This window comes from Nocardiopsis algeriensis (genome assembly GCF_014203695.1).
Taxonomy (GTDB): Bacteria; Actinomycetota; Actinomycetes; order Streptosporangiales; family Streptosporangiaceae; genus Nocardiopsis; species Nocardiopsis algeriensis.
The window spans coordinates 71,360-97,647 of the sequence record NZ_JACHJO010000010.1; the positions used below are offsets into that span (position 1 = coordinate 71,360).

General features: G+C 71.9%; 24 protein-coding genes. 11 read left to right on the forward strand and 13 right to left on the reverse strand.

What is annotated here, in order from left to right:
• Genes FHS13_RS16690 through hisD form a run of 4 tightly spaced genes read right to left on the reverse strand, consistent with a single transcriptional unit; the run spans position 1 to position 3,225 of the window.
• A complete protein-coding gene (locus FHS13_RS16690; protein WP_184292857.1) occupies positions 1 to 159 on the reverse strand; it encodes a hypothetical protein in 159 nt (52 codons plus the stop codon).
• Positions 160 to 753 carry an imidazoleglycerol-phosphate dehydratase HisB gene (gene hisB, locus FHS13_RS16695; protein WP_184292858.1) on the reverse strand — a complete coding sequence of 198 codons (594 nt, stop codon included), beginning with the start codon at positions 751 to 753 and terminating at the stop codon, positions 160 to 162.
• 43 nt (positions 754 to 796) lie between these two features.
• Positions 797 to 1,882, reverse strand: coding sequence for a histidinol-phosphate transaminase (locus FHS13_RS16700; protein WP_184292859.1), 1,086 nt, complete (start codon positions 1,880 to 1,882; stop codon positions 797 to 799).
• A 47-nt stretch (positions 1,883 to 1,929) separates the two neighbouring features.
• Positions 1,930 to 3,225, reverse strand: a complete 1,296-nt coding sequence (gene hisD, locus FHS13_RS16705) for a histidinol dehydrogenase (RefSeq protein ID WP_184292860.1) — start codon at positions 3,223 to 3,225, stop codon at positions 1,930 to 1,932.
• A gap of 259 nt (positions 3,226 to 3,484) precedes the next feature.
• Here hisD and FHS13_RS16710 point away from each other — a divergent pair, with 259 nt between their 5' ends.
• The 4 genes from FHS13_RS16710 (at position 3,485) to FHS13_RS16725 (ending at position 7,472) form a co-directional block, all read left to right on the forward strand.
• On the forward strand, positions 3,485 to 4,045 hold the full coding sequence (locus FHS13_RS16710; protein ID WP_184292861.1) for a ferritin: 561 nt from the start codon (positions 3,485 to 3,487) through the stop codon (positions 4,043 to 4,045).
• 101 nt (positions 4,046 to 4,146) lie between these two features.
• A complete protein-coding gene (locus tag FHS13_RS16715) occupies positions 4,147 to 4,911 on the forward strand; it encodes an LON peptidase substrate-binding domain-containing protein (RefSeq protein ID WP_184292862.1) in 765 nt (254 codons plus the stop codon).
• 154 nt (positions 4,912 to 5,065) lie between these two features.
• Positions 5,066 to 5,545 carry a Cys-tRNA(Pro) deacylase gene (ybaK, locus tag FHS13_RS16720; protein ID WP_221443076.1) on the forward strand — a complete coding sequence of 160 codons (480 nt, stop codon included), beginning with the start codon at positions 5,066 to 5,068 and terminating at the stop codon, positions 5,543 to 5,545.
• A 61-nt stretch (positions 5,546 to 5,606) separates the two neighbouring features.
• A complete protein-coding gene (locus FHS13_RS16725) occupies positions 5,607 to 7,472 on the forward strand; it encodes an AMP-dependent synthetase/ligase (RefSeq protein WP_184292863.1) in 1,866 nt (621 codons plus the stop codon).
• Positions 7,473 to 7,526: 54 nt separating this feature from the next.
• On the opposite strand, the gene FHS13_RS16730 is transcribed toward FHS13_RS16725, so the two are convergent.
• Positions 7,527 to 8,111 carry a hypothetical protein gene (locus FHS13_RS16730; protein ID WP_184292864.1) on the reverse strand — a complete coding sequence of 195 codons (585 nt, stop codon included), beginning with the start codon at positions 8,109 to 8,111 and terminating at the stop codon, positions 7,527 to 7,529.
• Between the two features lie 84 nt (positions 8,112 to 8,195).
• On the opposite strand from FHS13_RS16730, the gene FHS13_RS16735 reads away from it, so the two are divergent.
• Entirely contained in the window at positions 8,196 to 8,735 is a 540-nt protein-coding gene (locus tag FHS13_RS16735; protein ID WP_184292865.1) for a DinB family protein, read from the forward strand.
• 180 nt (positions 8,736 to 8,915) lie between these two features.
• Here the strand turns inward: FHS13_RS16735 and dnaE are convergent, their stop codons facing one another.
• Positions 8,916 to 12,482, reverse strand: a complete 3,567-nt coding sequence (gene dnaE / locus FHS13_RS16740; RefSeq protein WP_184292866.1) for a DNA polymerase III subunit alpha — start codon at positions 12,480 to 12,482, stop codon at positions 8,916 to 8,918.
• 152 nt (positions 12,483 to 12,634) lie between these two features.
• On the opposite strand from dnaE, the gene FHS13_RS16745 reads away from it, so the two are divergent.
• Positions 12,635 to 13,867 carry an endonuclease/exonuclease/phosphatase family protein gene (locus FHS13_RS16745; protein ID WP_184292867.1) on the forward strand — a complete coding sequence of 411 codons (1,233 nt, stop codon included), beginning with the start codon at positions 12,635 to 12,637 and terminating at the stop codon, positions 13,865 to 13,867.
• Between the two features lie 59 nt (positions 13,868 to 13,926).
• On the opposite strand, the gene FHS13_RS16750 is transcribed toward FHS13_RS16745, so the two are convergent.
• Both FHS13_RS16750 and FHS13_RS16755 read right to left on the reverse strand, forming a co-directional pair.
• Positions 13,927 to 14,586, reverse strand: coding sequence for a PaaI family thioesterase (locus FHS13_RS16750; protein ID WP_184292868.1), 660 nt, complete (start codon positions 14,584 to 14,586; stop codon positions 13,927 to 13,929).
• Between the two features lie 141 nt (positions 14,587 to 14,727).
• Positions 14,728 to 15,165: a GNAT family N-acetyltransferase gene (locus FHS13_RS16755; protein WP_184292869.1), complete on the reverse strand. Its 438-nt coding sequence runs from the start codon at positions 15,163 to 15,165 to the stop codon at positions 14,728 to 14,730.
• Positions 15,166 to 15,430: 265 nt separating this feature from the next.
• Here FHS13_RS16755 and FHS13_RS16760 point away from each other — a divergent pair, with 265 nt between their 5' ends.
• From FHS13_RS16760 to FHS13_RS16770, 3 genes are all read left to right on the forward strand, one after another.
• Complete coding sequence (locus FHS13_RS16760) at positions 15,431 to 16,153, forward strand: AzlC family ABC transporter permease (RefSeq protein ID WP_184292870.1); 723 nt, start codon at positions 15,431 to 15,433, stop codon at positions 16,151 to 16,153.
• A complete protein-coding gene (locus FHS13_RS16765) occupies positions 16,150 to 16,467 on the forward strand; it encodes an AzlD domain-containing protein (RefSeq protein WP_184292871.1) in 318 nt (105 codons plus the stop codon). Before FHS13_RS16760 ends, FHS13_RS16765 begins: the two co-directional genes overlap by 4 nt.
• Before the next feature lie 129 nt (positions 16,468 to 16,596).
• The gene (locus FHS13_RS16770) at positions 16,597 to 18,267 is read left to right on the forward strand and encodes a thiamine pyrophosphate-dependent enzyme (protein WP_184292872.1); all 1,671 of its coding nucleotides are present in this window, start codon (positions 16,597 to 16,599) and stop codon (positions 18,265 to 18,267) included.
• A gap of 71 nt (positions 18,268 to 18,338) precedes the next feature.
• Here the strand turns inward: FHS13_RS16770 and FHS13_RS16775 are convergent, their stop codons facing one another.
• On the reverse strand, positions 18,339 to 19,244 hold the full coding sequence (locus FHS13_RS16775) for a LysR family transcriptional regulator (protein WP_184292873.1): 906 nt from the start codon (positions 19,242 to 19,244) through the stop codon (positions 18,339 to 18,341).
• A 71-nt stretch (positions 19,245 to 19,315) separates the two neighbouring features.
• Between FHS13_RS16775 and FHS13_RS16780 the strand changes: the two genes are divergently transcribed.
• Complete coding sequence (locus tag FHS13_RS16780) at positions 19,316 to 20,275, forward strand: DMT family transporter (protein WP_184292874.1); 960 nt, start codon at positions 19,316 to 19,318, stop codon at positions 20,273 to 20,275.
• 122 nt (positions 20,276 to 20,397) lie between these two features.
• Here the strand turns inward: FHS13_RS16780 and FHS13_RS16785 are convergent, their stop codons facing one another.
• From FHS13_RS16785 to FHS13_RS16795, 3 genes are all read right to left on the reverse strand, one after another.
• The gene (locus FHS13_RS16785) at positions 20,398 to 21,324 is read right to left on the reverse strand and encodes an RluA family pseudouridine synthase (protein WP_184292875.1); all 927 of its coding nucleotides are present in this window, start codon (positions 21,322 to 21,324) and stop codon (positions 20,398 to 20,400) included.
• Positions 21,321 to 21,887 carry a signal peptidase II gene (gene lspA / locus FHS13_RS16790; RefSeq protein WP_184292876.1) on the reverse strand — a complete coding sequence of 189 codons (567 nt, stop codon included), beginning with the start codon at positions 21,885 to 21,887 and terminating at the stop codon, positions 21,321 to 21,323. The genes FHS13_RS16785 and lspA overlap by 4 nt, the downstream gene beginning before the upstream one ends.
• Positions 21,888 to 22,129: 242 nt before the next feature.
• Positions 22,130 to 22,390, reverse strand: a complete 261-nt coding sequence (locus FHS13_RS16795; protein WP_184292877.1) for a divalent-cation tolerance protein CutA — start codon at positions 22,388 to 22,390, stop codon at positions 22,130 to 22,132.
• Positions 22,391 to 22,753: 363 nt separating this feature from the next.
• On the opposite strand from FHS13_RS16795, the gene ileS reads away from it, so the two are divergent.
• A complete protein-coding gene (ileS, locus tag FHS13_RS16800) occupies positions 22,754 to 25,954 on the forward strand; it encodes an isoleucine--tRNA ligase (protein ID WP_184292878.1) in 3,201 nt (1,066 codons plus the stop codon).
• 83 nt (positions 25,955 to 26,037) lie between these two features.
• On the opposite strand, the gene FHS13_RS16805 is transcribed toward ileS, so the two are convergent.
• The coding region (locus FHS13_RS16805; protein ID WP_221443077.1) for a hypothetical protein at positions 26,038 to 26,288 on the reverse strand (251 nt) is incomplete at its 5' end.

The window sequence follows — 26,288 nt, forward strand, 5'->3', positions numbered from 1 at the left end:
CTAGAAATAGCCCAGGCGCAGCACGCCGGAGACCACTGCGAGCACCGTGCACCCGGCCAGGGCGACGGCAACGAACTTGTTCATCCTCCACATCGCGTAGGCGCCGCCCCCGAGGAAGCCGCCGAGCACGATGAGGAGGAGGCCCCACATGTCGTCCATCTACAGGGCGCCCTTGGTGGAGGGGATACCGGTAACGCGCGGGTCCTTCTCCGTGGCGTGGCGCAGGGCGCGGGCCAGCGCCTTGAACTGGCACTCGACGATGTGGTGGGCGTTGCGGCCGTAGGGCACGTGGACGTGCAGGGCCACGCGCGCCTGGGCGACGAAGGACTCGAAGATGTGGCGAGTCATGGTGGTGTCGTAGTCGCGGCCGATCAGGGGGGACATGCCCTCGGGCTCGCTGTGCACCAGGTAGGGGCGGCCGGAGACGTCGACGGTCACCTCGGCGAGGGCCTCGTCGAGGGGCACCTTGGCGTCGGCGAAGCGGCGGATGCCGGCCTTGTCGCCCAGGGCCTCGCGGAAGGCGGCGCCCAGGGCCAGGGCGGTGTCCTCCATGGTGTGGTGGGAGTCGATGTGCAGGTCGCCCTCGGTGCGCACGGTGAGGTCGAACAGGCCGTGCTTGGCGATCTGGTCCAGCATGTGGTCGAAGAAGCCGACGCCGGTGGAGACGTCGGCGACACCGGTGCCGTCCAGGTTGATCTCGACGAGGACCTTGGTCTCCTTGGTCGCTCGTTCGACGCGTCCGATGCGGCTCATGGCGATACCTTCTCTGCGGTGGCGGGTACGTGTGGTGGCCGGGTCAGCGGCCGGTGGCGGCGAGCAGGGCCTCGCGGAAGGCGGCCGTCTCCTCGGCGGTGCCGACGGTGACGCGCAGCCATCCGGGTGGGCCGACCTCCCGTATGAGGACCTGGCGGTCGAGCAGGGCCTGCCAGATCCGGGTGCGGTCCTCGAACTCGCCGAACAGGACGAAGTTGGCGTCGGAGTCGGCGACGGCGAAGCCGTGGCCGCGCAGCCAGGCGACGAGGTCGTCGCGTTCGGCACGCAGGTCGGCGACGGCGCCGAGGAGCTCGTCGGCGTGGTCGAGCGCCACGCGTGCGACGGTCTGGGTGACCGAGGACAGGTGGTAGGGCAGGCGGACGAGCTGGAGGGCGTCGACCACGGCCGGGTGGGCGGCCAGATAGCCCACGCGGGCCCCGGCCAGGGCGAAGGCCTTGGACATGGTACGCGAGACGATCAGGCGCGGGTGCCCGTCCAGCAGGGTGAGCGCGCTGGGGGTCCCCTCGCGGCGGAACTCGGCGTAGGCCTCGTCGACGACCACGACCCCGGGGGCCGCCCGGAGGATGCGCTCTGTGTCGGCGATCTCCAGGGCGGTACCGGTGGGGTTGTTGGGCGAGGTGAGGAACACGACGCTGGGGCGGTGCTCGGCGATGGCTGCCAGGGCGGCGTCGGTGTCGATGCGGAAGTCGTCGGCGCGGCGCGGCACGGACACCCATCCGGTTCCGGTGCCGCGGGCGATGATCGGGTGCATCGAGTAGGACGGTTCGAAGCCCATGGCCGTGCGTCCGGGCCCGCCGAAGGCCTGCAGGATCTGCTGGAGGACCTCGTTGGAGCCGTTGGCCGCCCACACGTTCTGCGCGCTCAGGCCGTGGCCGAGGTAGGCGGCCAGGCCCTCGCGCAGGCGGAGGGCGTCGCGGTCGGGGTAGCGGTTGAGCCCGAGGGCGGTCTCGGCGACGGCGTCGGCCAGGGCGCGGGCCAGCCGCGGGGAGGGCGGGTGCGGGTTCTCGTTGGTGTTGAGAACCACCGGCACCTCCAGCTGCGGCGCGCCGTAGGGCGAGCGGCCGCGCAGGTCCTCGCGCAGGGGCAGGTCGTTCAGGGTGAAGCTCACTGGTTCACGCTCGTGCTCTTGTGGCGGGTGGCGATTGCCGGCCGTTCTCAGGCTCGGCCGGTCCGCGCGGCGACGGCCTCGCCGTGCGCGGGCAGGTCCTCGGCGTTGGCGAGGGCGATGACGTGGTGGGCGACGTCGGCCAGCGCGTCGCGGTCGTACTCGACGACGTGCACGCCGCGCAGGAAGGTCTGCACGCTCAGCCCGCCGCTGTGGCAGGCGCAGCCGCCGGTGGGCAGGACGTGGTTGGAGCCGGCGGCGTAGTCGCCGAGGGAGACCGGGGAGTAGGCGCCGACGAAGATCGCGCCGGCGTTGCGCACACGCGCGGCCACCGCGGCGGCGTCGGCGGTCATGATCTCCAGGTGCTCGGCGGCGTAGGCGTTGACGACGGCGAGGCCGTGCTCCAGGTCGTCGACGAGGACGATGCCGGACTGGGGCCCGGAGAGGGCCTCGCGGACGCGGTCGCCGTGCTTGGTGGCGGCGGCGCGCTCGCGCAGGCGTTCGACGACGGCGTCGGCCAGGGCCTCGTCGGGGGTGACCAGGACGGAGGCGGCGACGACGTCGTGCTCGGCCTGGCTGACGAGGTCGGCGGCGACGTGGTCGGGGTCGGCGCCGGAGTCGGCCAGGACGGCGATCTCGGTGGGGCCGGCCTCGGCGTCGATGCCGATGACGCCCTTGAGCAGCCGCTTGGCCGCGGCCACCCAGATGTTGCCCGGGCCGGTGACCATGTCGGCGCGTGCGCACTCACCGGCGCCGTAGGCGAACATGGCAACGGCCTGGGCGCCGCCGACGGCGTAGACCTCGTCGACGCCGAGCAGGGCGCAGGCGGCGAGGACGGTCGGGTGGGGCAGTCCGCCGAACTCCTTCTGGGGCGGGGAGGCGACGGCCAGGGAGCCCACGCCCGCCTCCTGGGCGGGGACGACGTTCATGACGACGCTGGAGGGGTAGACGGCGCGGCCGCCCGGGACGTAGAGGCCGACGCGGTCGACGGGGATCCAGCGCTCGGTGACGGTGCCGCCGGGCACCACCTGGGTGGTGTGGTCGGCGCGGCGCTGGGCGCTGTGGACCTTGCGGGCGCGCCGGGCGGATTCCTCGAGGGCGGCGCGCACGGCCGGGTCGAGCTCGGCCAGCGCGGTGTCGAGGGCCTCCTGCGGGACGCGGATGCCGGTGAGGGTGACGCCGTCGAAGCGCTCGGTGTACTCGATCAGCGCCTCGACCCCGCGATGGCGCACGTCCTCACAGATGGGGCGTACGCGCTCGGCCGCGTCCGCCACGTCCATCGCCGCGCGCGGAAGGGCGTCGCGGGGGTCGCTCTGGCTGCCTCGGAGGTCGATTCTACTGATCACGGGCCCAGTCTAGGGGAGTCGCCCGGCGGGCGGGCGGCGGTGTCCGAATGGTGGACGACACACCGCTCGGGACCGCCCCGCACGTGCGCGCTCCGGGGTGCGGGAGAACGGGAGGAAGGAAATTGCTCCTTTTCCCCAATGAGCTTCACCTAAGTTTGGAACACCTAACCTAACAAAGGCAACCGAAGGCTTGCCTAAGTAATTCAAAACACCCCAAAAATGCTCGCTAAATGCTTTTGTCCGATGTTATGGTGAGTCCATGACTTCGACAACCGACAGCGATAGCGGCCTTTCCAAGTTCCACCGTCTCCTGGTCGACCAGGTGAGGCACGAGTTCACTGCTTCCCATCAGTACGTGGCTCTCGCCGCCTGGTTCGACGATCAGGACCTGCCCCAGCTCGCGCGGGTCTTCTACGAGCAGTCCCTCGAGGAGCGCGACCACGCGATGATGATCGTGCGCTACCTCCTGGACAGGGACATCGATTTCGCCCTTCCGGGCGTCGACGAGATCGAGACCGCCTTCTCCTCCCCGCGCGACCTCGTCGCCCTCGCCCTGCGGCAGGAGCGCGAGGTCAGCGACCAGTTCCAGCGGCTGGCCAAGGTCGCCCGCGACGAGGACGACTACACCGGCGAGCAGTTCCTCCAGTGGTTCATCCAGGAGCAGGTCGAGGAGGTCGCCAAGATGTCGACGCTCCTCAACGTGGTGGACCGGGCGAACGGGAACCTGTTCGACGTGGAGACCTTCGTCGCCCGCGACATGCCGGGCGAGGGAGAGGGCTCCCAGAACGCGCCCGCGACCGCCGGCCCGTCCGTCTCCTGACGCACGGCCGCCGCGGGTCCGCCCCCGCCCGGCTCCTTCGGGGATGACCGGGTGGGGGCGAATTCTGCGATGACGGCCGGGGATGCGGGCATACTTGGGACATGGCCGAGGCTCTGCCGATCTTTCCCTTGAACACCGTCCTGTTCCCCGGTGTGACCGTTCCGCTGCACGTCTTCGAGCCGCGGTACCGGAAGCTGGTCGCGGATCTGGTCGAGCCCTCCCCGGAAGCCGGCGGGGGCGGTGCGCTCGGCCGGCGGCGGTTCGGGGTGCTGTGGATCGAACTGGGGCACGAGGTGGCCGGAACCTCCGGCCAGGCCCCGGCCGGAGCCGGGCAGCCCACCACCCTCGGCGACCGGGTGCGGCTGCCGCGGGTGAGCGCCACGGGGTGCACCGCGCTGGTGCGTGACGTGCGGCCCTACGAGGACGGGCGCTTCGACCTCGTCGTCGAGGGCGGCACCCGCTTCTCCGTCGACGACCTCTCCGACGTCGACGCCTCCTCCCCCGACTCCTACGCCACCGCGTCGGTGTCCTTCCTGCCCGAGCCCTCGGGACCCGACGCCGAGGAGCACGCCGAACGGGTGCGTGAGCTGTTCGAGACCTACCGGGGCCGGCTCGCCGCTGCGGGCCTGTCGGCGGGCACCTTCTCCGAACTGCCCAAGGACCCCGTCGCCCTGTCCTACGCCGTCGCCGAGGCCTCGGTCCTGAACCAGGCGGAGAAGCAGCGGCTGCTGGAGACCGACGACGCGGCCACACGCCTGGCGGTGGTCGCGCGCTTCCTGCGCCGGGAGAACCGCATCGTGTACACGCCCACGCTCAGTTCCCTGCCCGCGGGGCCGTTCCTCGACAACGGCGTGTCCTTCAACTGAGCGCCCGCGGCCGGACGGACCGATGGCGCTGCCGGCGCCCACCGGTGCGGCGGGGGCCGAGGCCACGGCGGGCGGGGACGGTCGGTGAACCCTCCCTGCCGCCGCACTAGTGTCTCTGTGCGACGTCAGCAGGACTCTTCGGAAAGAGGCACCCATGAGCGGAAAGGCCACGCCCGCGACCGTGGCGGCCGGACGGACCAAGACCACCTACACCCTGCACCCCTATGAGGCGGGAGGCGACGGGCACTCGTACGGAACGGACGCCGCCGACGCGCTCGGTGTGCCCCGGGAGCAGGTGTTCAAGACGCTGATCGCCGAGGTCGACGGGGCGTTCACCGTGGGCGTGGTGCCGGTCAGCACCACGTTGGACCTCAAGGCGCTCGCCGCCGCGGTGGGCGGCAAGCGGGCCGTTCTGGCCGATCCGGTCAGGGCTGAGAGGATCACCGGATACGTGCGCGGCGGAATCAGCCCGCTGGGCCAGCGCAAGCGACTGCGGACGGTGATCGACTCCTCGGTGACCGAGCTGCCCGCGGTCTACGTCTCCGCCGGGCGTCGGGGCCTGCAAATGCAGCTGGCGCCGACCGATCTGGTGCGGCTCACCGAGGCGATCACCGCGCCGATCGGCGCGCCCTGAATTTCTCCGCGCCCGGGAAACGGATGTTGCCGGTTTACCTACTCAAAGGTAATTTTGTGATATGAATGACATAAAATCCCCCGCTTCATCCGTTCCCGACTTGTTTCTCTCCCGCGTCGCCGCTTCCGGCGGCGCGGTCGCCTTCACCTACCCCGTTTCCTCCCCCGACGGCGGCCCGGAGACGTGGGAGGAACTCACCTGGGAACAGACGCGGGACCGCGTACGCGACCTCGCGCTCGGTCTGCACTCCCTGGGGGTGACCTCGCAGGCCAGGTGCGCGATCGCCTCCGGCACGAGAATCGAGTGGATCCTCGCCGACCTCGCCATTCTGTGCGCGGGCGGGGCCTCCACCACCATCTACCCCTCGTCCCTGCCCCCCGACTGCGCCTACATCGTCTCCGACTCCGGGAGCATGGTCGCCTTCGTCGAGGACGACGAGCAGGTGGCCAAGTTCGTCGCGCAGCGGCCTCGGATGCCGGGCCTCTCCCAGGTGGTGGTCCTCGACGGCAAGGGCGGCGAGGACGGCTGGGTCATCTCCCTCGACGAACTCGCGCGGCGCGGCGCCGAGCTGCACGGCGAACGGCCGGAGCTGTTCGAGGAGCTGGTGGCCGCCGTCAGACCCGACCACCTGGCCACGCTCATCTACACCTCCGGCAGCACGGGCAGACCCAAGGGCGTCCGACTGGACCACGCCAACTGGCTCTACGAGTCCCAGGCCGTGAAGGACCTGGGCGACGAGCTGAGGGCCGAGGGCCGGGAGCTGCTCACCCCCGACGACGTGCAGTACCTGTGGCTGCCCCTCTCCCACGTCTTCGGCAAGCTCATGCAGGTCAGCCAGCTGCGTCTCGGCTTCACCACGGCCGTCGACGGGCGCATCGACAGGATCGTCGAGAACCTCGCCGTGGTCCGGCCCACCTTCATGGCGGCCGCTCCCCGCATCTTGGAGAAGGTCTACAACCGGGTCGTCATGCAGGCCAAGGAGGGCGGTGCCGCCACGTACCGGGTCTTCCGGTGGGCGGCCGGCGTGGCCGACCGGGTGGCCCGGCTCAGGGAGGGGGGAAAGGAGCCCTCGGGTGTCCTGGCGCTCCAGCACCGGGTCGCCGACGCACTGGTGTTCCGCAAGCTGCGCGCCACGTTCGGCGACCGCCTGAAGTTCCTCGTCTCCGGCAGCGCCCCGCTCTCCGCCGACATCGGCCGCTTCTTCTACGGTGCGGGGATCACCGTTCTGGAGGGATACGGGCTCACCGAGACCAGCGCGGGCACGTTCCTCAACCGGCCCGGCGACATCCGCTTCGGCAGCGTCGGACTGCCCCTGCCCGGCACCGAGGTCAAGATCGCCGAGGACGGCGAGGTCCTCGTCCGCGGCGGCGGCGTGATGCGCGGCTACCACAACCTGTCCGGAGCCACCGAGGAGGCCCTGACCGAGGACGGCTGGTTCGCCACCGGCGACATCGGCGTCCTGGAGCACGGCCACCTGCGCATCACCGACCGCAAGAAGGAGCTCATCAAGACCTCCGGCGGCAAGTACGTCGCGCCGCAGGGCATCGAGAGCCGCTTCAAGTCCTTGTGCCCCTACGTCGGCAACCTGGTCGTCCACGGCGACCGCCGCCCCTACTGCGTGGCCCTGGTCACCCTGGACCCCGAGGCCATCGCGACCTGGGCTCAGGAGAACGGGTTGGGCGGGCTGGACTATCCGGACCTGGCCGAGGAGCCCCGGGTGAGGGAGATGGTGCAGGAGGCCATCGACGAGCTCAACGAGGGACTGCCCCGGCACGAGACCGTCAAGCGGTTCACGATCCTGCCCAGTGAGCTGACGGTGGAGGGCGGGGAGATGACGCCGAGCCTGAAGATGCGGCGCCGGGCCATCGAGGACAAGTACCGGGACGTCCTCGACAGCATGTACGAGGGTGACACCCGAACCCGCTGACCGCCCCCCGGCGGTGACGGGAAGGGGTCACCGGCGACTTCCCCGGCCGCCGCGTCAAGGCGTGTCGGAAGCGGTTTCCGCCGAGGGGGCGGCCGGCCTGCCGGGCAGGCCGGGCTGGTCCCGGCGCAGCAGGCTGACCGCGTCGAGGAGCCCGTACTGCAGGACGAACACGAAGGGCCAGGCGACCAGGAAGGCCGTGGCGCGGAGCTGGAGGCCCACGGTCACGGTCTCGCCCCGGTCGGCCTCCTGGAGGGCCGCGTGCAGGGGGGCGTCGAGCGCCGTGCCGACCTGCCAGGTGAGAAGGGCTCCGACCGCGGACCCCAGGAAGCCCGCGGCCAGGCAGGCCAGTCTCAGGTCCTGCGCGCGGCGTTCGGCCAGGAGGAACTGGAGCATGTAGACGACGTAGCCGGTGACGAGCCCGGTCAGGGCGGTGACGAGGACGAAGGCCCCCTCCCCCGCGAACAGGGCCTCGTCGGTGCCGGTGAAGACCTCTCCTCCGCCCAGCGCGACGCCCTCGGCCCGCTCCGGGGCCAGCGCCCACCACAGCACGCCCAGGACCGCGCCGAGCAGCGCCAGGGCCGTGAACACGCACACCCCCACGGTCAGCTGCCGCCGCACAGCTGGTGTGCGCTCGTCCATTCCGCTCCCCGTCCACTCGGGCCTCTTCCCCGCCGGCCCGGAAAACCACTGGCTGCGGGATCGGCCGGAAGGGAGAATACCGCCATGGATGACCAGAGCAGTACGGTTCGTGCCCCTGCGCCCGCCCGTGTCGACCCTCCCCTGGCCGCCGACGAGCGCACGATGCTCACCACCTGGCTGGAGTGGCACCGGGCCACCGTGCACGCCAAGTGCGCCGGTCTGGACCCGTCGCTGTCGTCGGCGGCACCGCTGCCGACCTCGCCCTTGATGACGGTGGGCGGGGTGGTGAGCCACCTGCGGTGGGTGGAGGCCTACTGGTTCGAGACCGTGATGCTCAACCAGCCCGACCTCGGCCCCGGCGGCAAGGGGGACCCGGACGCCGAGTGGCGGCGCGGGGCCGAGGCGCCCCTGGGCCTGCTGCTGGAGGAGTACGAGGCCCAGTGCGCCGGTTCGCGCGAGATCACCGCGAAGCTGGAACTGGGTTCCTCGGCCCGTCGGGAGAGGGAACCGGGGTCCAGGCCCACACTGCGCTGGGTGCTGATGCACATGGTTGAGGAGACCGCCCGCCACAACGGCCACCTCGACCTCCTGCGCGAACTCGCCGACGGCGCCAGGGGCGAGTGAGGACCGTACCCGCGGCGGAGGGGCGGCGCCCCGCACACGGTGCCGCGGTGTCCCCTTCGGCGGCGGCCGGGCGACCGCCTTCCGACCTCCCGGCGGACCGGGGGTCCGCCGGTCGACGTCCGGGGCAGAAAAATCCCCGTGCGCTCCGCGGGCGCACGGGGATGACGGCGGAAGGGCCGGTCAGTAGTCGACCGCGTAGGCCCCCAGCAGGCTCTTGACCTCGCCGTTGAACTCGGGCGAGATCCGCACCGAGTAGCGGTCCACCGCGTAGATGCGGGAGCGGACCGGGTTGTCCACCCGGATGCGCACCGGGGTGTCGCCCTTGTGGCTGCCCAGCACCTGGCGCAGGTCGTGGACCAGCTCGGGGGTGAGGCGCTTCTCGTCCACCGTCAGCAGCACCGGCGGCTCGCCGTCGGAGACGTGCGAGATGTCCAGTATCGACATCTCGGAGGCGAACATCGACCAGGTGCCGTCGCGGTCGTTGAGGCGGCCCTTGACGGTGACGGCGGTGTCCTCGACCAGGGCGTCGACGTACAGCGGGAAGGTCTTGGGGAAGAACAGCACCTCCATGGAGGCGTCGAGGTCCTCCACGGTGGCGATGGCCCACTGGTTGCCCGCCTTGTTGACGCGCTTGTCCACCTTGGAGATCAGTCCGGCGATGCGCACCTCGCCGCGCTCGCGGGCCAGCTCGCCGGCGACGATCTGGGCGATGGCGGTGTCACGGGAGCGGGCCAGGATGCGCTCGGCCCCGGCCAGCGGGTGGCTGGAGACGTACAGGCCCAGCATCTCCCGTTCGAAGGCCAGTTTGGTCTTGCGGTCCCACTCCTCGTCGCCCCAGTTGATGTTGAGGCCGATGGGCGTGGAGCCCTCCTCCTCCCCTCCGGCACCGCCGAACAGGTCGAACTGGCCGTGCGCCTCCTGCTTCTTGGAGCTGATCATGCCGTCGACGGCCGTCTCGTGGTGGCGGTACAGCTCGCGGCGCGGCTGGCCGAGGGAGTCGAAGGCGCCGGCCTTGATCAGGGACTCGATGACGCGCTTGTTGCAGGCCGCCAGCTCGATCTTGGAGAGGAAGTCGGTGAAGGAGGTGTACTTGCCCTTCTCCGCGCGAGTCTTGAGGATCGAGTTGACGACGTTGGCGCCGACGTTGCGCACCGCGCCCATGCCGAAGCGGATGTCCTTGCCCACCGGGGTGAAGCGCAGACCCGACTCGTTGACGTCGGGCGGCAGCACCTTGATGCCCTGGGCGCGGCACTCGGCCAGGTAGACCGCCATCTTGTCCTTGTCGTCACTGACCGAGGTCAGCAGCGCGGCCATGTAGGCGGCGGGGTAGTTGGCCTTGAGGTAGGCGGTCCAGTAGGAGACCAGGGCGTAGCCGGCGGCGTGCGACTTGTTGAAGGCGTAGCCGGCGAACGGGAGCATGACGTCCCACAGGGCCTGGACCGCCTCCTTGGAGTAGCCGCGCTCCATGGCGCCGGGGAAGAACTTGGCCTCCTCCGCCTCCAGGGCCTCCTTCTTCTTCTTGCCCATGGCGCGGCGCATCAGGTCGGCGCCGCCCAGTGTGTAGCCGGCCAGCTGCTGGGCGATGGCCATGATCTGCTCCTGGTAGACGAGCAGGTGGAAGGTCTCCCCCAGGATCGGCTCGAGGGCGTCCTTGAGCTCGGGGTGGATGGGGGTGACCTCCTGGCGGCCGTTCGACCGGTCGGCGTAGTCGTTGTGGGCGTTGGCGGCCATCGGACCGGGCCGGTACAGGGACAGGACGGCCGCGATGTCACCGAACTTCTTGGGTTCCATGCGCTTGAGGAGGTTGCGCATGGCGCCGCCGTCCAGCTGGAACACGCCCAGGGTGTCACCGCGGGAGAGGAGCTGGTAGGTCTTCTTGTCGTCGAGCGGGAGCTGCGCGAGGTCGATGTCGATCCCCTCGGACTCCTTGATGCTCTTGACCGCGTCGTCCATGATCGTGAGGTTGCGCAGGCCCAGGAAGTCCATCTTGAGCAGTCCCATGTCCTCGCACTGAGGGTAGGGAAAGCCGGTGATGATGGCCCCGTCGGTGTCGCGCTTGTGCAGCGGGATGACATCGATCAGGGGTTCCTTGGACAGGATGACGCCCGCGGCGTGCACGCCGGTGCCCCGGGTCAGGCCCTCGATGCCGCGTGCGGTCTCCATGACCTTGGCGACCTGGGGGTCGTTGTCGACCAGGTTCCGCAGCTCGGTGGTCTCGGCGTAGCGCTCGTGCTCGGGGTTGAACACCGCGTCGAGCGGGATCTCCTTGCCGCCGACCGCGGCCGGGAAGGCCTTGGTGATCGTGTCGCCCACCGAGTAGGGCATGCCGAGGATCCGGGTGGAGTCCTTGACCGCGGCCTTGGCCTTGATGGTGCCGAAGGTGAGGATCTGGGCGACGCGCTCCTCGCCGTACAGGCGGGTGACGTACTCGATCATCTCCCCGCGCCGACGCTCGTCGAAGTCGAGGTCGATATCGGGCATGGACACGCGCTCGGGGTTGAGGAACCGCTCGAACAGCAGGCCGTGCTCCAGAGGGTCCAGGTCGGTGATGCCCAGGACGTAGGCGATCATCGATCCGGCGGCCGAGCCTCGGCCCGGGCCCAGGGCGATGCCGTTCTTGCGCGCGTACTGGCAGATGTCGGAGACGACGAGGAAGTAGGCGGGGAAGCCCATCTCGTTGATGATGCCGAGTTCGAAGTCGACGCGCCTGCGGACCTCGTCGCTGATGCCGTCGGGGTAGCGCCCCCGGAGGAGCCTCTCGACCTCCTTGGCCAGCCAGGAGGACTGGGTCTCCCCCTCGGGCACCGGGAAGGTGGGCATCAGGTCGCGGTGGGCGAAGACCTCGTCGTAGGCGTCGGGCTCGATGCGCTCGGCGATGAGGAGGGTGTTGCGGCAGCCCTGCTCCCACTCCTCGAAGTTGAGCAGGCCGCGCATCTCCTCGGCGCTCTTGAGGTAGTAGCCCGAACCGTTGAACCGGAAGCGGGTGGGGTCGTCGAGGTTCTTGCCCACGCCGACGGCCAGGAGGGCGTCGTGGGCGTCGGCCTGGGACTCGTAGACGTAGTGGGAGTCGTTGGTGACCAGCGGAGGGATGTCGAGCTTCCGCCCCACCTGCAGCAGGCCGTCGCGGACCTCCTTCTCGATGGGCACGCCGTGGTCCATCAGCTCCAGGAAGACGTTCTCCTTGCCGAAGATCTCCTGGAGCGTGCCGGCGTACTCGATCGCCTCCTTCTCCTGACCCAGCCGCAGGCGGGTCTGCACACCGCCGGAGGGGCAGCCGGTGGAGACGATCACGCCCTCGCTGTTCTCCGCCATCAGCTCCAGGTCCATACGGGGCTTCATGTAATAGCCCTCGGTGGAGGCCAGGGTCGACATCTTGAACAGGTTGCGCAGGCCCGTGGCGTTCTGCGCCAGCATGGTCATGTGCAGGTAGCGGCCGCCGCCGGAGATGTCCTTGCCGCCCTCGGCCGCGGCGTCGTCGGACCCGCTGGCGCGCCCCCAGAAGACCCGCTTCTTGTGGAAGCGCGACTCGGGGGCCACGTAGGCCTCGATGCCGATGATGGGCTTGACCCCGCTGCCCTTGGACTGCTGGAAGAACTCGTAGGAGCCGAACATGTTGCCGTGGTCGGTCATCGCCACGGCGGGCATGCCCAACCGCGCCGCCTCCTTGAAGAGGGGCTTGAGCTTCGCCGCCCCGTCGAGCATCGAGTACTCGGTGTGGACGTGCAGATGGGCGAAGGAGTCTGCCATGACTGGAGTGCTCCCGGAGAGGTCGGCGGACGGACGGTGTCCCTTGAGCCTACGCTTTTCCCGCAGCGCCCGTGGACGCCTGTGGACAGCCTTCCCCCGGCGTTCCCGGTGGCCCCTCGGGGCCGTCCGGCACCGGCTGGAAGGATGGGGCCGTGAACTCCCGCCTTCCCCGGGCCTCGACCGCCACGCTCGTCCTCGTGCACGAGGAGGTCGGGGCCTCGCCCTCCCCCGTCGCCGTGTCCCCGTCGGTCCCGCCGCCCCCGGCTCCCGGGGCGGTGCGCTTCGCCGCCTTCAACACCGCGCTGTCCCGGCAGCGGCCCGGGGAGATGGTGCGGCTGCTCTCCGATCCGGGGTGGGCGCAGGCACGGGCCGTGGCCGAGATCGTCCAGCTGGTGCGGCCCGACGTGCTCCTGCTCAACGAGGTCGACCACGACGAGGAGGGGCGGGGCCTGCGGTTCCTGCGGGAGAACTACCTGGAGCGGGGGTGGAACGGTGCCGGAGGAATCACTTTCCCGTACTCCTACGCCGCTCCGGTGAACACCGGGGTGGCCTCGGGCGAGGACCTCAACGGGGACGGGAAGGCGGTGACCGAGCCCGGCAGCACCTCCTACGCCGAGGACGCCCTGGGCTTCGGCCTGTTCCCCGGGCAGTACGGGATGGCGGTCCTGTCGCGATACCCGCTGGCGGCCGAGCGGGCGCGCACCTTCCGCGAGTTCCGCTGGGCGGACATGCCGGGAGCGCTGCTGCCCACGGTGCCGGGAACCGATCGCCCCTTCCACTCCCCCGCCGCGCTGGCGGTGGCGCGGCTGTCCTCCAAGAGCCACTGGGACCTGCCGGTGGACGTCGGCGGGCGGCGCCCGGTGCACCTGCTGGCGAGCCATCCCACGCCCCCCGCGTTCGACGGGCCCGAACGGCGCAACGTGCTGCGCAACCACGACGAGATCCGCTTCTGGGCCGACTACGTGACACCGGGGGCCGCCGACTACGCCTACGACGACGAGGGGCGCCGGGGCGGTCTGGCGGAGGGGGAGCCGTTCGTGGTGGCGGGGGACCTGAACGCCGATCCGATGCGCGGCTCGGGCCTGCCCGGGGCGATCACCCGGCTGCTGTCGCACCCCCGCGTGACCGACCCCCTCCCCTGCTCCCAGGGCGGGCGCGGTCCCCGGGGCAGTGCCCTGGAGGCGTCCGGGCCCGGTCCGTTCACCGAGGACACCTGGAACGGGCATCTGCGGGTGGACTACGTGCTGCCCTCGCGCGAGCTGGGGGTGGGACCGCGGGGGGTGTTCTGGCCCGCCGCGGACGACCCGGTGTTCCGCCTGACCGGGGGCGGAATCCCCTTCCCCAGTTCCGACCACCGCCTGGTGTGGGCGGACGTGCTGGTCTGAGGCGGCTTCGGTGGACGCGCCCTCGCGAGCGGGTCCCGGGGCGCCCGCGAGGGGTGCCCTCAGCCCTTGATCAGGATCATGAGGGCGGTGCCCTCCGCGGTGACCTTGCCGTGGGCGCGGATCTCACCGGAGACGTGGACCTTGCGTCCGTCGACGCGGTCGACGCGGGAGGTGATCTCCAGCGGGGTGAACAGCGGGGTGGGGTTGCGGTAGTTGACCTCGAGCCTGGCGGTCAGGCCGGGGTGGACCTCGATGGAGGAGGCGCTGCCGAGGGCCTGGTCGAGCATGGCGGCGATCCAGCCGCCGTGCACGAGGCCGGGCGGGCCCTGGTAGACGGTGTTGAGGGTGACCTCGCCGCGCAGGCCCTCGGGGGTGCGGTGCAGCGTGAGGGGCGGGGCGGCGGGGTTGGTGTCCCCGGCGACGATGTTGGTGATCGTGCCGAACTCGGCGGCCTCCTCGGGCAGGTCCTCGTCGCGCTTGACCATGGTGCCGATCTGGCGGCGGGCGACGTTGAGGCCGGCGGTGAGGCCCTCGACGGTCCGGGCGGCCTCGGCGAGGGTCTCGGTGTCGGCCTCGGTGTTGGCGACGGCATCGATGAGGTCGTGGACGCGCGAGACCAGGGAGCGCAGCTCGGCAGGGATCTCGGACTGCCGGACCACGGGAAGGCCGTAGGCGCGGGGATCGGGCCGTTCGGCGGTCGGCTGCGTGTTGACCGTCATGTGTTCCTCGTCGGATCGGTGATGTCACGGGGCGGGGCACCCCTACCAAACCGAATCCTACTCGGTTGTGTTCCGGAGATCTCCCCCGGCGATGCGCTCCCCGTCACACGCCGGCGGGTGCGGGGAGCGGCGGAGGCGGCCTCACCCCAGTTCGCGCACCATGTGCCGGTGGGGGATGCCCGCGTCGAGGAACTCCTCCCCGTGGGCGGTGTACCCGAGCCGCTCGTAGAAGCCCAGGGCGTGGGTCTGGGCGTGCAGCTCCACCTCCTTCATCCCCCGCTCGCGCGCGTGCTCCTCGACCGCGCGCACCAGTGCGGCGCCGGTACCGCTGCCCCGTCCGGCGGGCAGGACGGCCAGGCGCCCCAGCAGGCCGGTGCCCCCGCCCAGGTCCACGAGGCGGACGGTCCCCGCGGGAACGCCGTCGGTCAGGGCCAGGAAGTGGTCGGCCTCGGTGTCGCGTGCGTCCCATTCCTCCTCGACCGGGACCTGCTGCTCGGCGACGAAGACGGCGCCGCGGATGACGAAGACGGCGGCGCGGTCGCGGTCGCCGCGGGCCAGGCGGATCTCTGTGGTGCTCATGGCGGAAGGTTAGCGATCCGCCCGGTGAGGGGGCGCACTCCCACCTGGCGGAACGGGGCCACCCGGCCCCGGTGGGAAGGAGGGTGACGCGGTGCTCCTCGGGGCCGCCGGCGCACAGGGGGACCTCTGCCTGTTCTCCACCTCCAGGGGCCCTTCCTTCTGAAAAACTCCTGGTAGCGCCTGGGCCCTGTTTTTCGGATCATCTCGGGCCGCACGGCCGGTACGGCGAGAGCATCCGAAAAAAACAGGGCCTAGCATCACATACGTGAAAGCCATCTCCCTTCTCCGTACGCCCGCCGTGCGCGACAGCCTCGGCATCGGCTTCGCCGTGGGCATCGCCGGGCTCGCGTTCGGCACGGCCGCGGTGGCGGCCGGCCTCTCCCCGGCCCAGGCCGTCTTCACCAGTGTGTTCATGTTCACGGGCGCGTCCCAGTTCGCCCTGGTGGGGGTGGTCTCCGGAGGCGGCAGCCTGGTGGCCGGGGTGCTGGGTGCGCTGCTGCTGGGCGCCCGCAACACCCTGTACGGGCTGCGTCTGGCCGACCTGCTGGGGTGGCGCGGTGCCCGCCGGGCGCTGGCCGCGCACGGGGTGATCGACGAGACGGCCGCCGTGGCCCTGGCCCAACCCGACCGGGAGTCGGCGCGGCTGGCCTTCGGAACGACCTATCTGGTGCTGGGCGGGTTCTGGTGGCTGACGACGCTGGTGGGCGCGCTGGCCACCGAGCAGATCAGCGACATCAGCGCCTTCGGGCTGGATGCGGTGGGACCGGCGATCTTCCTGGGGCTGCTGTGGCCCCGGTTGCGCGAGGGCGGGCCCCGTACGTGGCTGATCGCCGGCCTGGGCGCCGGGCTGGCCCTGGCCGCCACCCCGCTGCTGCCGTCGGGTGTGCCCGTACTGCTGGCGGCGTCCGCCGCGCTGATCGCCCTCTTCGGACCGGAGGCCTCCGGCGGTGCCCCGGCCGAGAGCGAGACCGAGGAGGTCCGGTCGTGACCCTGTGGATCGCGCTCGCGGCCACCGCCGCGGGATGCTACCTGCTCAAGTACGCGGGGCTCGCCGCGCCGCGGCGCCTGCTCGACAACCCCTGGCTGCGCCGCTTCGCCACGGCCGTGCCGCTGGCCCTCCTGGCCGCCCTGATCGCGGTGGAGGCCCTGCGCGGCGAGGGCGGCCAGGCCCTGGCCTGGGACACCGCCCGCATGGGCGGGCTGGGCGCCGCCGTGGCGGCCCTGGTCCTGCGCGCCCCCTTCCTCGTGGTCATCGTCACCGCGGCGGCCGTGACCGCGGGCCTGCGCGCCCTCGGGCTCTGACCGGGGGCGGTTGTCCACAGGCCCGGGGAACGGTCCTTGACCCTGCTTCGGCGCTCCTGCCAGAGTCGGCCGCACACCCCCGGTGATCCCGGGCGCACCTCTCGCGACGAGGGAAGGGACCCTGCCCCCATGGCCGAAGAGACCGAGCGCAACCCCGACGACACCGCCGCCCGCGCGGTGACCGAGGTCCTGGCCGCGGCCGGGATCCGGCGGTGCTACACCGTCCCCGGCGAGAGCTTCCTGGAACTGACCGACGCCGTCGACCGCCACCCGGGGATGCGGCTGGTCTCGACCCGGCACGAGGGCGGTGCCGGTTTCATGGCCGAGGCCGAGGCCAAGCTCACCGGGGTGCCCGCGGTGGCGGCGGCCACGCGGGGGCCGGGCGCCGCCAACCTGGCGGTGGCCGTGCACACCGCACACCAGGACTCCACCCCCATGGTGGTGTTCCTCGGACAGGCGGAGACCGACCGCCTGGGGCGGGAGGCCTTCCAGGAGGTGGATCTCACCGCGTTCTACGCCCCGATCACCAAGTGGTCCACCACCGTGCACCGGGCCGACCGCCTCGCCGAGACCACGGCCCGGGCGGTCCGGGTGGCCACCGCGGGCCGGCCCGGGCCGGTGGCCGTCGCGGTGCCCGGCGACCTGTTCGGCCAGAGGGTGGGACGGCGGGAAGCGGTTCCTCCGGCAGCACCGCCGCGCCCGCCGCTGGGGACCGAGGTACGCGACCGGCTGGCCTCCTGGCTGGTGCGGGCGGTACGGCCCGTGATCATCGCGGGCGGCGGCGTGCGCGGAGCCGAGAAGGATCTCGTGCGGGTGGCCGAGCGCTTCGGCACGGGGGTGTACGCGGCCTGGCGGCGCCAGGACGTCTTCCCCAACGACCACCCCCTCCACCTGGGCCATCTGGGCCTGGGGTCGCCTCCGGAGACGCTGGCCGCGCTGGAGGGCGCCGACGCCGTCCTGGTCGTGGGATGCCGGCTGAGCGAGACCACCACCCAGGGCTACCGGCTGCCCGATCCGGCGCGGGCGCGCGTGGCGCAGATCGACATCGACCCCGGCCAGGTGGGGGCGGTCACCGACCTGTGGCTGGGCGCCGTCGCCGACGCGGGCACGGCGCTGCGCGAGCTGGCCGGCGCCCCGGTCCGGGCGCCCTTCCGGGACTGGAGCGCGGCGCGCCGGCTGTGGGTGGAGAGCACCGCCGTCCCCGAGGAGGTCGCCGGGCACAGCGGTCCGGGGCTGCACCCGTGGGCGGTGGTGGCGGCGATGCGCGAGGTGCTGCCCCGGGACACCGTGGTGACCAACGACGCGGGCAACTTCGCCTCCTTCCTGCACCGGGGCTGGTGGTTCCGCCGTCCGCGCACCCAGCTGGCACCCACGAGCGGGGCCATGGGCTATGCCGTTCCGGCCGCGGTGGGGGCCAAGCTGGCCCGGCCCGACCGCACGGTGGTGGCGGTGGCCGGGGACGGCGGCGCGCTCATGACGGGGCAGGAACTGGAGACGGCGGTGCGCGAGGGCGCGCCGGTCACGGTGGTGGTGTTCCAGAACGGCCTGTACGGCACGATCGCCATGCACCAGGCACGGGAGCTGGGCCGACTGGCGGGAACGCGGATCAGCGGGCCGCTGGACCTGGCCGGGTACGCGCGCTCCCTGGGCGCGCGGGGCGCCACGGTGCACACCCGGGAGGAGCTGGCGGACGCGCTGGCGCAGGCGGTCGCGGCCGACCTCCCGACGCTGGTGGACGTGCGCACCGACCCGGAGGTGATCAGCCCCTCGTCCTCCCTGTCGGGTCTGCTCGGAGGCTGACCCGGGGCCGTGCTCCGTGAGGCCGCGCGGGGGCGCGGATGTCCGGCACCGGGTCCGCGCCGCCGCGGCCGTCAGGTGTCGTGGGCGGCGGCCGCCTCGCGCAGGGCGCGGACCGTGGCCCGGACGGCGGGGCGCCGGGAGGCCTCGGTGCGCCAGAACGCGTACACCTGGCGCACCAGCGCGGGCTGCACGGGGACCACGCGCACGCCCTCGGGCAGCCGCCCCCGCCCCAGGCGGGGAAGGACCGCTGCCCCGATCCCGGCGGCGATGAGGGCGAGCTTGGTCTGGTGCTCCTCGATGTTGTGGACGACGACCGGTTCCCCGCCGCGGGCGCGGATCGTGCCGTGCAGCCAGTCGTCGCAGACCGAGCCCTTGGTCCAGCTGATCCAGGGCAGGTCGAGGACCTCGTCGAGCTCCAGGATCTCGCGGTGGGCGAGGGGGTGGTCGGCGGGCAGGGCGATGTCCCCGACGTCCTCCATCAGGGGCGCCCGGCTCATGCCGCCCGGCAGGGTCAGGGGCGAGCCGACCCAGTCGATGACCACGCACAGGTCGATCTCGCCGCGGACCATGGACTGGACGCTCTCGCGGGGCTCCTCCTCGTGGAGCTCGACGCGCAGGCCGGGGTGGGCCTCGCGCAGGGAGGCCAGGGCCTGCGGGAGGAGGCCGCGGACCGCTGTGGGGGTGGCCGACAGCCGCAGGTCACCGCTGACGGAGTCGTGGTGGGCCTCCAGTTCGGCCTCGGCCCGCTGGACCATGGACAGGATGCGGGCGGCGTGTTCGACGAGGAGGTCCGCGGTGTCGGTGAGGCGGATGCCGCGGCCGCTGCGCTCGACGAGGGGCCGGCCGACCTCGCGTTCGAGTTTGGCGATCTGCTGGGAGACGGCGGAGTTCGTGACGTGGAGGGCCTCGGCGGCCGCTCTGAGGGAGCCGTGCACCGCGACGGCATGGAGGACACGGAGCCGGTCGACACTGAGCATGAAGCAACACTAATGGATGCCTTAAGCAGAAAGAAGTAGACCTAAGAAGTCAGGGGGGATACAAACATTCCATGTCCGTACTCTCCCCCACCGGGGCACCCGCACTGCGCCTGACCGACTGGCGCGCCAAGTTCATCCTCCTTGCCCTGATATGGGGGATGAGTTTCGTGTTCATCAAGGTGGCGGCGCAGTCCCTGGCGCCGCTGCAGCTCTCCTTCGGCCGGATCGCCGCCGGCGCCCTGCCGCTGCTGCTCGTGGTGGTGCTGCGCGGCCGCCGGCTGCCGACCTCGCCGAGGCTGCTGGGACACATCCTCGTGGCCGCGCTGCTGCTCAACACGATCCCCTTCACCCTGTTCGGATACGCGGGGCAGCTCATCCCCTCCGCGGTGATGGGCATCGTCAACGCCTCCACCCCCCTGTTCGGAGTGGTGTTCTCGATGCTGCTGCTCGCCGACGAGCGGCGGCCCGACCGCGACCGCGTGCTCGGCCTGGCCGTCGGCTTCCTGGGCGTGCTCGTGGTGTTCGGGGTGTGGAACTCGCTGGGCGGGCTCGACGTGAGCGACCGCGACGCCATGCTCGGCATGGCCTACGTGGTGGCCGCGACCGCCTGCTACGGCCTGGGCACCCCCTACACGCGGAGGTTCGTGGCAGGCAGCCCCCACGGCGCCCTGGAGCTGGCCACCACCCAGATGCTGCTGGGCGCCGCGCCCCTGGCGGTCCTGGTGCCGCTGCTGACCGACGCACCGGACACCCTGAGCTGGCAGGTCGCCGGGGCGGTGGCGGCTCTGGGCACGGTGGGCACCGGACTGGCCTTCATGCTCCAGTACTCGGTGATCCGCGAGGCGGGCGCGACGGTGGCCACCACCGTCACCTACGTCGTCCCGGTGGTCTCGGTCGCGGCAGGCATCGTGCTCCTGGGCGAGCGCCTGTCCTGGAACCAGCCGCTGGGTGCGCTGGTGATCGTCCTGGGCGCCGCCCTGTGCCAGGGCCTGCTGCGCACCCGGCGCGCGGCCCCGTTCGGCGGGCGATGACGCCCCCGCCCGGGGCGGCAGGCCGCATCGGCCTGCCGGTCCCGCATCGGGACCGCCCCCGCCGGAGCCCTCCCCCGGCGCGCCCCCGCACGCCGGGGTACGCACACGGGCCCGCGGTCGGGTCAGTCCTCGCGCAAGGTCTCCAGAGCGCGCTCCAGGTCCTCGGGGTAGGGGCTGGAGAACTCCACCGGGCGGTGCTCGGAGGGATGGTCGAAGCCCAGACGCACCGCGTGCAGCCACTGCCGGCGCACGCCCAGGCGCTCGGCGAGCGTGGGGTCCGCGCCGTAGAGCATGTCACCCACGCACGGGTGGCGCAGGGCCGACATGTGCACGCGGATCTGGTGGGTGCGGCCCGTCTCCAACCTGATCTCCAGCAGGCTGGCGGCGCGGAACGCCTCCTGGGTGTCGTAGTGGGTCACCGACGGGCGCCCGCCCGCGACCACGGCCCAGCGGCCGTCCCCGGCGGGGTGGCGGTCGATCGGCGCGTCGACGGTGCCGCGCAGCGGGTCCGGGTGGCCCTGCACCAGCGTGTGATAGCGCTTGTCGACCCTGCGCTCCTTGAAGGCGCGCTTGAGCACGCTGTAGGCGGTCTCGCTCTTGGCCACCACCATCAGCCCGGTGGTGTTGGCGTCCAGCCGGTGCACGATGCCCTGGCGCTCGGCGGCGCCGCTGGTGGCCACCTGCACGCCCGCGGCCAGCAGGCCCTCCAGAACGCTGGGCCCGGTCCAGCCGACCGTCGGGTGGGCGACCACCCCGATCGGCTTGTCGACCACGATGATGTCGGCGTCCTCGTGCACGATCCGCATGCCCGGTACGGGCTCGGGCCGCGGCACGGGGGCGGTGGGCGGCGGCGGAAGGGTGATCTCCAGCCAGGCTCCTGCCTGGACGCGGTCGGACTTGCCGGCCTCGGCGCCGTCCACCAGGACGCTGCCGTCCCCGATCAGCTCGGCCGCGCGGGTGCGCGAGAGGCCGAACATGCGCGCGATGGCGGAGTCGAGCCGGTCGCCCTCGAGCCCGTCGGGCACGGGCAGGCTGCGGGTGTCGCTCACTGGCCCTTCCCTTCTGCAGTCTCCGGACCGGCCTTGCCGTCCTCGTCCTTGCCGTCCTTGGCCCAGGTGCCGTCGGGGTTCAGGCCCTTGAAGGTGAGCGCCACCACCAGGACCGCCCCGACCACGACGCAGGAGTCGGCGATGTTGAACACGGGGTAGTTGGGCAGCCGGATGAAGTCCACGACCGCGCCCTGGAAGGGAGCGGGATCGCGGAAGAGGCGGTCGACCAGGTTTCCGGCCGCGCCTCCCATCATCAGCCCGAGGGTCACTCCCCACCAGGCGCTGCGCACCTTGCGCCCGATCCAGGCGATCACGGCCACCACCGCGATGGCGATGCACGTGAACACCCAGGTGTACCCGGTGCCCATCGAGAAGGCGGCTCCGGTGTTGAACACCAGGGTGAACTGGAGGAAGCTGCCGACGACGTCGACGCTCTCGCCCTCCTCGAACACCGCCAGCACCCATTCCTTGGTGCCGAAGTCGACGGCGAGCGCCGCGAGGGCGACGAGAAGCAGCAGGAGGTACCTGCGCGGACGCGCCGCTGTCGCGCCGTTCGTGGCCATGTTGCTGTCCCCGGAGGGCTCTACCTCAGTCAGCGACGCTCCTCGCGCTGTGTGCGGGTGTGCACGGGGCGGATCCGGGGAGGCGCTCGGAGGCGCTGCCCACCGATGGCCCGGCCGCATGTCTCTCGGGCCCCGTGGGTTCCCGCGTCCATCCGTTCGGTCGCCTGCTCACCGCGGGCGGGCAGGCCACCAGCAATTGTAGGCCACCAGGGGACGGCGCCCGCGCGGCGAGCCCGGTCCCGCTATCCGGTGGCGGTGAAGCCGCCGTAGTCCTCGGCGAGGGCTGCCAGGTGGGGTTCGTCCAGGAGGGCGGGGCCGCCGTGGGGGCCGGTGCAGACCTCGATGACCCAGTCCACGTCCTCGGCGTCGTCCTCCCCGGCGAGCATGTCCCGGTGCACCCGGCAGGGCTCGTACCCCTGCTCCAGGAGCTGGTCGGCCAGCTCCCGCGCGTCCTCGCGGTCGGACAGCGTCACCAGGACCGCGCCGAGCACCTCCTCCGCCACTGCGGTCTCCCTCCCGTGGAAAAGGCGCGAAGCCTTCCTCCGCGCTGCGTTATCCTGAGCCCAGGCGTCGATGGGGACGAGTAGTGCCGGCCCCGACCGGACGGAGACAGCTTAGGCCCTGGCCCGTCCCAGCGACCCGGGGGCGGTGGGAGCCCGGGGGCACGACCGGCACGAAGATCACCCCGGAGCCGCCGGAGGAAAAGGGCGGGCGCCCCGCCCCCAGTAGAACCGGCACCAGTGCAACGAAGTGGGAACCGCGAGCCCGCCGCCGTGCGGCTCGGCCGCGGCTCCAAGGAGGGTGGTACCGCGGGGCACGAGCCTCGTCCCTCCGTCAGGAACGGCCCTGATGGAAAGGTACCGACGGTGACCGACGACCCCCGTCCGCAGTCCTCCGCGCTCCCGCGGCTGCCCGCGCAGATCGACCTTCCCGCGGTGGAGCGCGAGATCCTCGGCCGCTGGGCCGAGGGCGACGTCTTCCGGCGCTCGCTCGACCAGACCCGCGGCGGCCCCAACTGGGTGTTCTACGAGGGTCCGCCCACCGCCAACGGCCAGCCCGGCGTGCACCACGTCGAGGCGCGCGCCTTCAAGGACGTCTTTCCGCGCTTCCGCACCATGCGCGGCTACCACGTCGACCGCAAGGCGGGCTGGGACTGCCACGGCCTGCCCGTCGAGGTCGCCGTGGAGAAGGAGCTGGGCCTGTCCGGCAAGAAGGACATCGAGGCCTTCGGCATCGCCGAGTTCAACGCCCGCTGCCGCGAGTCCGTGCTGCGCAACGTCGACGCCTTCACCGCCATGACCGAGCGCATGGGCTACTGGGTGAACATGGACGACGCCTACCGCACCATGGACCCGCAGTACGTGGAGTCGGTGTGGTGGGCGCTCAAGCAGATCTGGGACAAGGGCCTGCTGGTCCGCGACTACCGGATCAGCCCCTACTGCCCGCGCTGCGGCACCACCCTGTCCGACCACGAGCTGGCCCAGGGCTACGAGACCGTCACCGACCCGTCGGTGTACGTGCGCTTCCCGGTGACCTCGGGTCCGCTCGCCTCTCCCGAGCACCCGACGTCGCTCCTGGTGTGGACGACCACCCCGTGGACACTGGTGTCCAACACCGCGGTGGCCGTGCACCCCGACGTCGAGTACGTGGTGGCCACCGACGGCAGCGAACGCCTGCTCGTGGCGCGCCCGCTGTTCGAGAAGGTCCTCGGCGAGGGCTGGGAGCTCACCGGCGAGCGCTTCGAGGGCTCGGAGATGGAGCGCTGGGCCTACCAGCGCCCGTTCGACCTGGTGGCCTTCGACGAGCCGGCCCACTACGTGGTGCTCGCCGACTACGTCACCGTCGAGGACGGCACCGGCCTGGTCCACCAGTCGCCGGCCTTCGGTGCCGACGACATGGCGGTGTGCCGCCTCTACGGGCTCCCGGTCGTCAACCCGGTCCGCCCCGACGGAACCTTCGAGGAGGAGCTGCCGCTGGTCGGCGGCGCCTTCTTCAAGGAGGCCGACACGACGCTGGTGCGCGACCTCGAGGACCGCGGCCTGATGTTCCGCCGCCTGGCCTACGAGCACTCCTACCCGCACTGCTGGCGCTGCCACACCGCGCTGCTCTACTACGCGGTGCCCTCCTGGTACATCCGCACCACCGCGGTCAAGGACCAGCTCATCGAGCAGAACCAGGCCACCAACTGGGTGCCGGAGAACGTCAAGGAGGGGCGTTTCGGCGAGTGGCTGCGCGGCAACGTCGACTGGGCGCTCTCCCGCAACCGCTACTGGGGCACCCCTCTGCCGATCTGGGAGTTCCCCGACGGCCGCCAGATCTGCGTGGGCTCCCTCGAGGAGCTGGGCCGGCTGAGCGGGCAGGACCTGTCGAACCTGGACCCGCACCGCCCCTACGTCGACGACATCGTCATCCCCGACCCGGACGCCGACCCCTCCCTGCCCGAGGAGCAGCGGGTGGCGCGCCGTGTGCCCGAGGTGATCGACGCCTGGTTCGACTCGGGCTCGATGCCGTTCGCCCAGTGGGGCGCGCCGCACCGCAACGAGGAGGTCTTCCAGGAGAACTTCCCCGCCCAGTACATCTCCGAGGCGATCGACCAGACCCGCGGGTGGTTCTACTCGCTGCTGGCCGTGAGCACCCTGGTGTTCGGCCGCAACTCGTTCGAGAACGTGGTCGTGCTCGGCCACATCCTCGCCGAGGACGGCCGCAAGATGAGCAAGCACCTGGGCAACGTCATGGAGCCGATCCCGGTGATGGAGCAGCACGGCGCCGACGCGCTGCGCTGGTTCATGCTGGTGAGCGGTTCGCCGTGGACGGCCCGCCGGGTGGGCCACGCGGCCCTGGAGGAGATCGTCCGCAAGGTGCTGCTGACCTACTACAGCACCGTGTCGTTCTTCACCCTGTACGCGAACGCCGGCGAGGGCTGGGACCACTCCCGGCTGGCGGACGCACCGGCCCCCGAGGACCGCCCGCTGCTGGACCGGTGGCTGCTGTCGGAGCTCAACGAGGTGGTGCGCGACGTCACCGCGGCGCTGGAGTCCTTCGACACGACCACGGCCGGCCGTCGCCTGACGGCGTTCGTCGACGACGTCTCCAACTGGTACGTGCGCCGTTCCCGCCGCCGCTTCTGGGGCGGGGCGAGCACTCCCGAGGGCGCGGCGGCGTTCGCGACGCTGTTCGAGGCCCTGGAGACCGTGACGCTGCTGATGGCTCCGATCGTGCCGTTCCTGACTGACCACGTGTGGTCGGCGCTGCGCCGCCCCGGTTCGGCCGAGTCGGTGCACCTGGCGTCGTGGCCGGAGGTCCGCGAGGACCTCGTCGACACGGAGCTGTCGGCGCAGATGGCGCTGACCCGGCGCCTGGTGGAGCTGGGCCGCTCGGCCCGCGTGGAGTCTGCGGTGCGCACCCGACAGCCGCTGGCGCGCGCCCTGGTGGGCGCCCCCGGCTTCGCCTCGCTGTCGGAGCAGCTGCGCGCCCAGATCTCCGAGGAGCTGAACGTGGCGTCGGTGGAGGCGCTGTCCTCGGTGGGCGGGGACCTGGTCGACTACCTGGTGAAGCCCAACTTCCGTGCGCTGGGCAAGCGCTTCGCCAAGCGGACGCCGCTGGTGGCCAAGGCCGTCTCGGCCGCGGACCCCGCCGAGCTGGTGGAGCAGGTGCGCGGCACCGGCTGGGCCAAGGTCGTGGTCGAGGGCGAGACGGTGGAGGTCAGCGCCGACGAGGTGCTGGTCACCGAGCAGCCCCGCGAGGGCTGGGCCGTGGCCACGGAGTCCGGTGAAACGGTCGCCCTGGACCTGGAGCTGACGCCGGAGCTGCGCCGGGCGGGACTGGCCCGCGAGATGGTCCGCATGCTCCAGGAGGCCCGCAAGCGCAGCGGCCTGGAGGTGTCGGACCGCATCGAGGTGTGGTGGAAGGCCACGGACGAGGCCACCTCGCAGGCCCTCGCCGAGCACGGTGCCGCCATCGCGGGCGAGGTGCTCGCGGACGCGTTCGTGGACGGTGAGATCGGCAAGGAGCTCCACACCGCCTCCTCCGAGGAGTTCGGTGTGGTCTTCGGGTTCCGCAAGGCTTGACAGGAGGAGCGCCGCCGAGGGCGGCGCTCCTCCGCACGAGGAACGGGCGCCGCCCCCGGAGGGGGCGGCGCCCGTTCCTCGTGTCAGCGTGCGGTCGCGGTGTCCTCGTCCACGTCCCGTTCGGGGGCGGCCGGGTAGGCGGCGTCCGGTTCCTCCTCCGGCTCGGGAAGGCTCTCCCGGGTGAGCACGGCCGTGGAGTCGGGGTCCTGCTCGTCGGGTTCCTGCCCGTCCGGGGTGTCCTCGGAGGCGGGAAGCCGGTAGGAGAAGACCGCGGTGGCGTCGGCGTCCTCGGCCTTGTCGTCGTCGAGGCCGGGAATGCTGTAGGCGAAGGGCT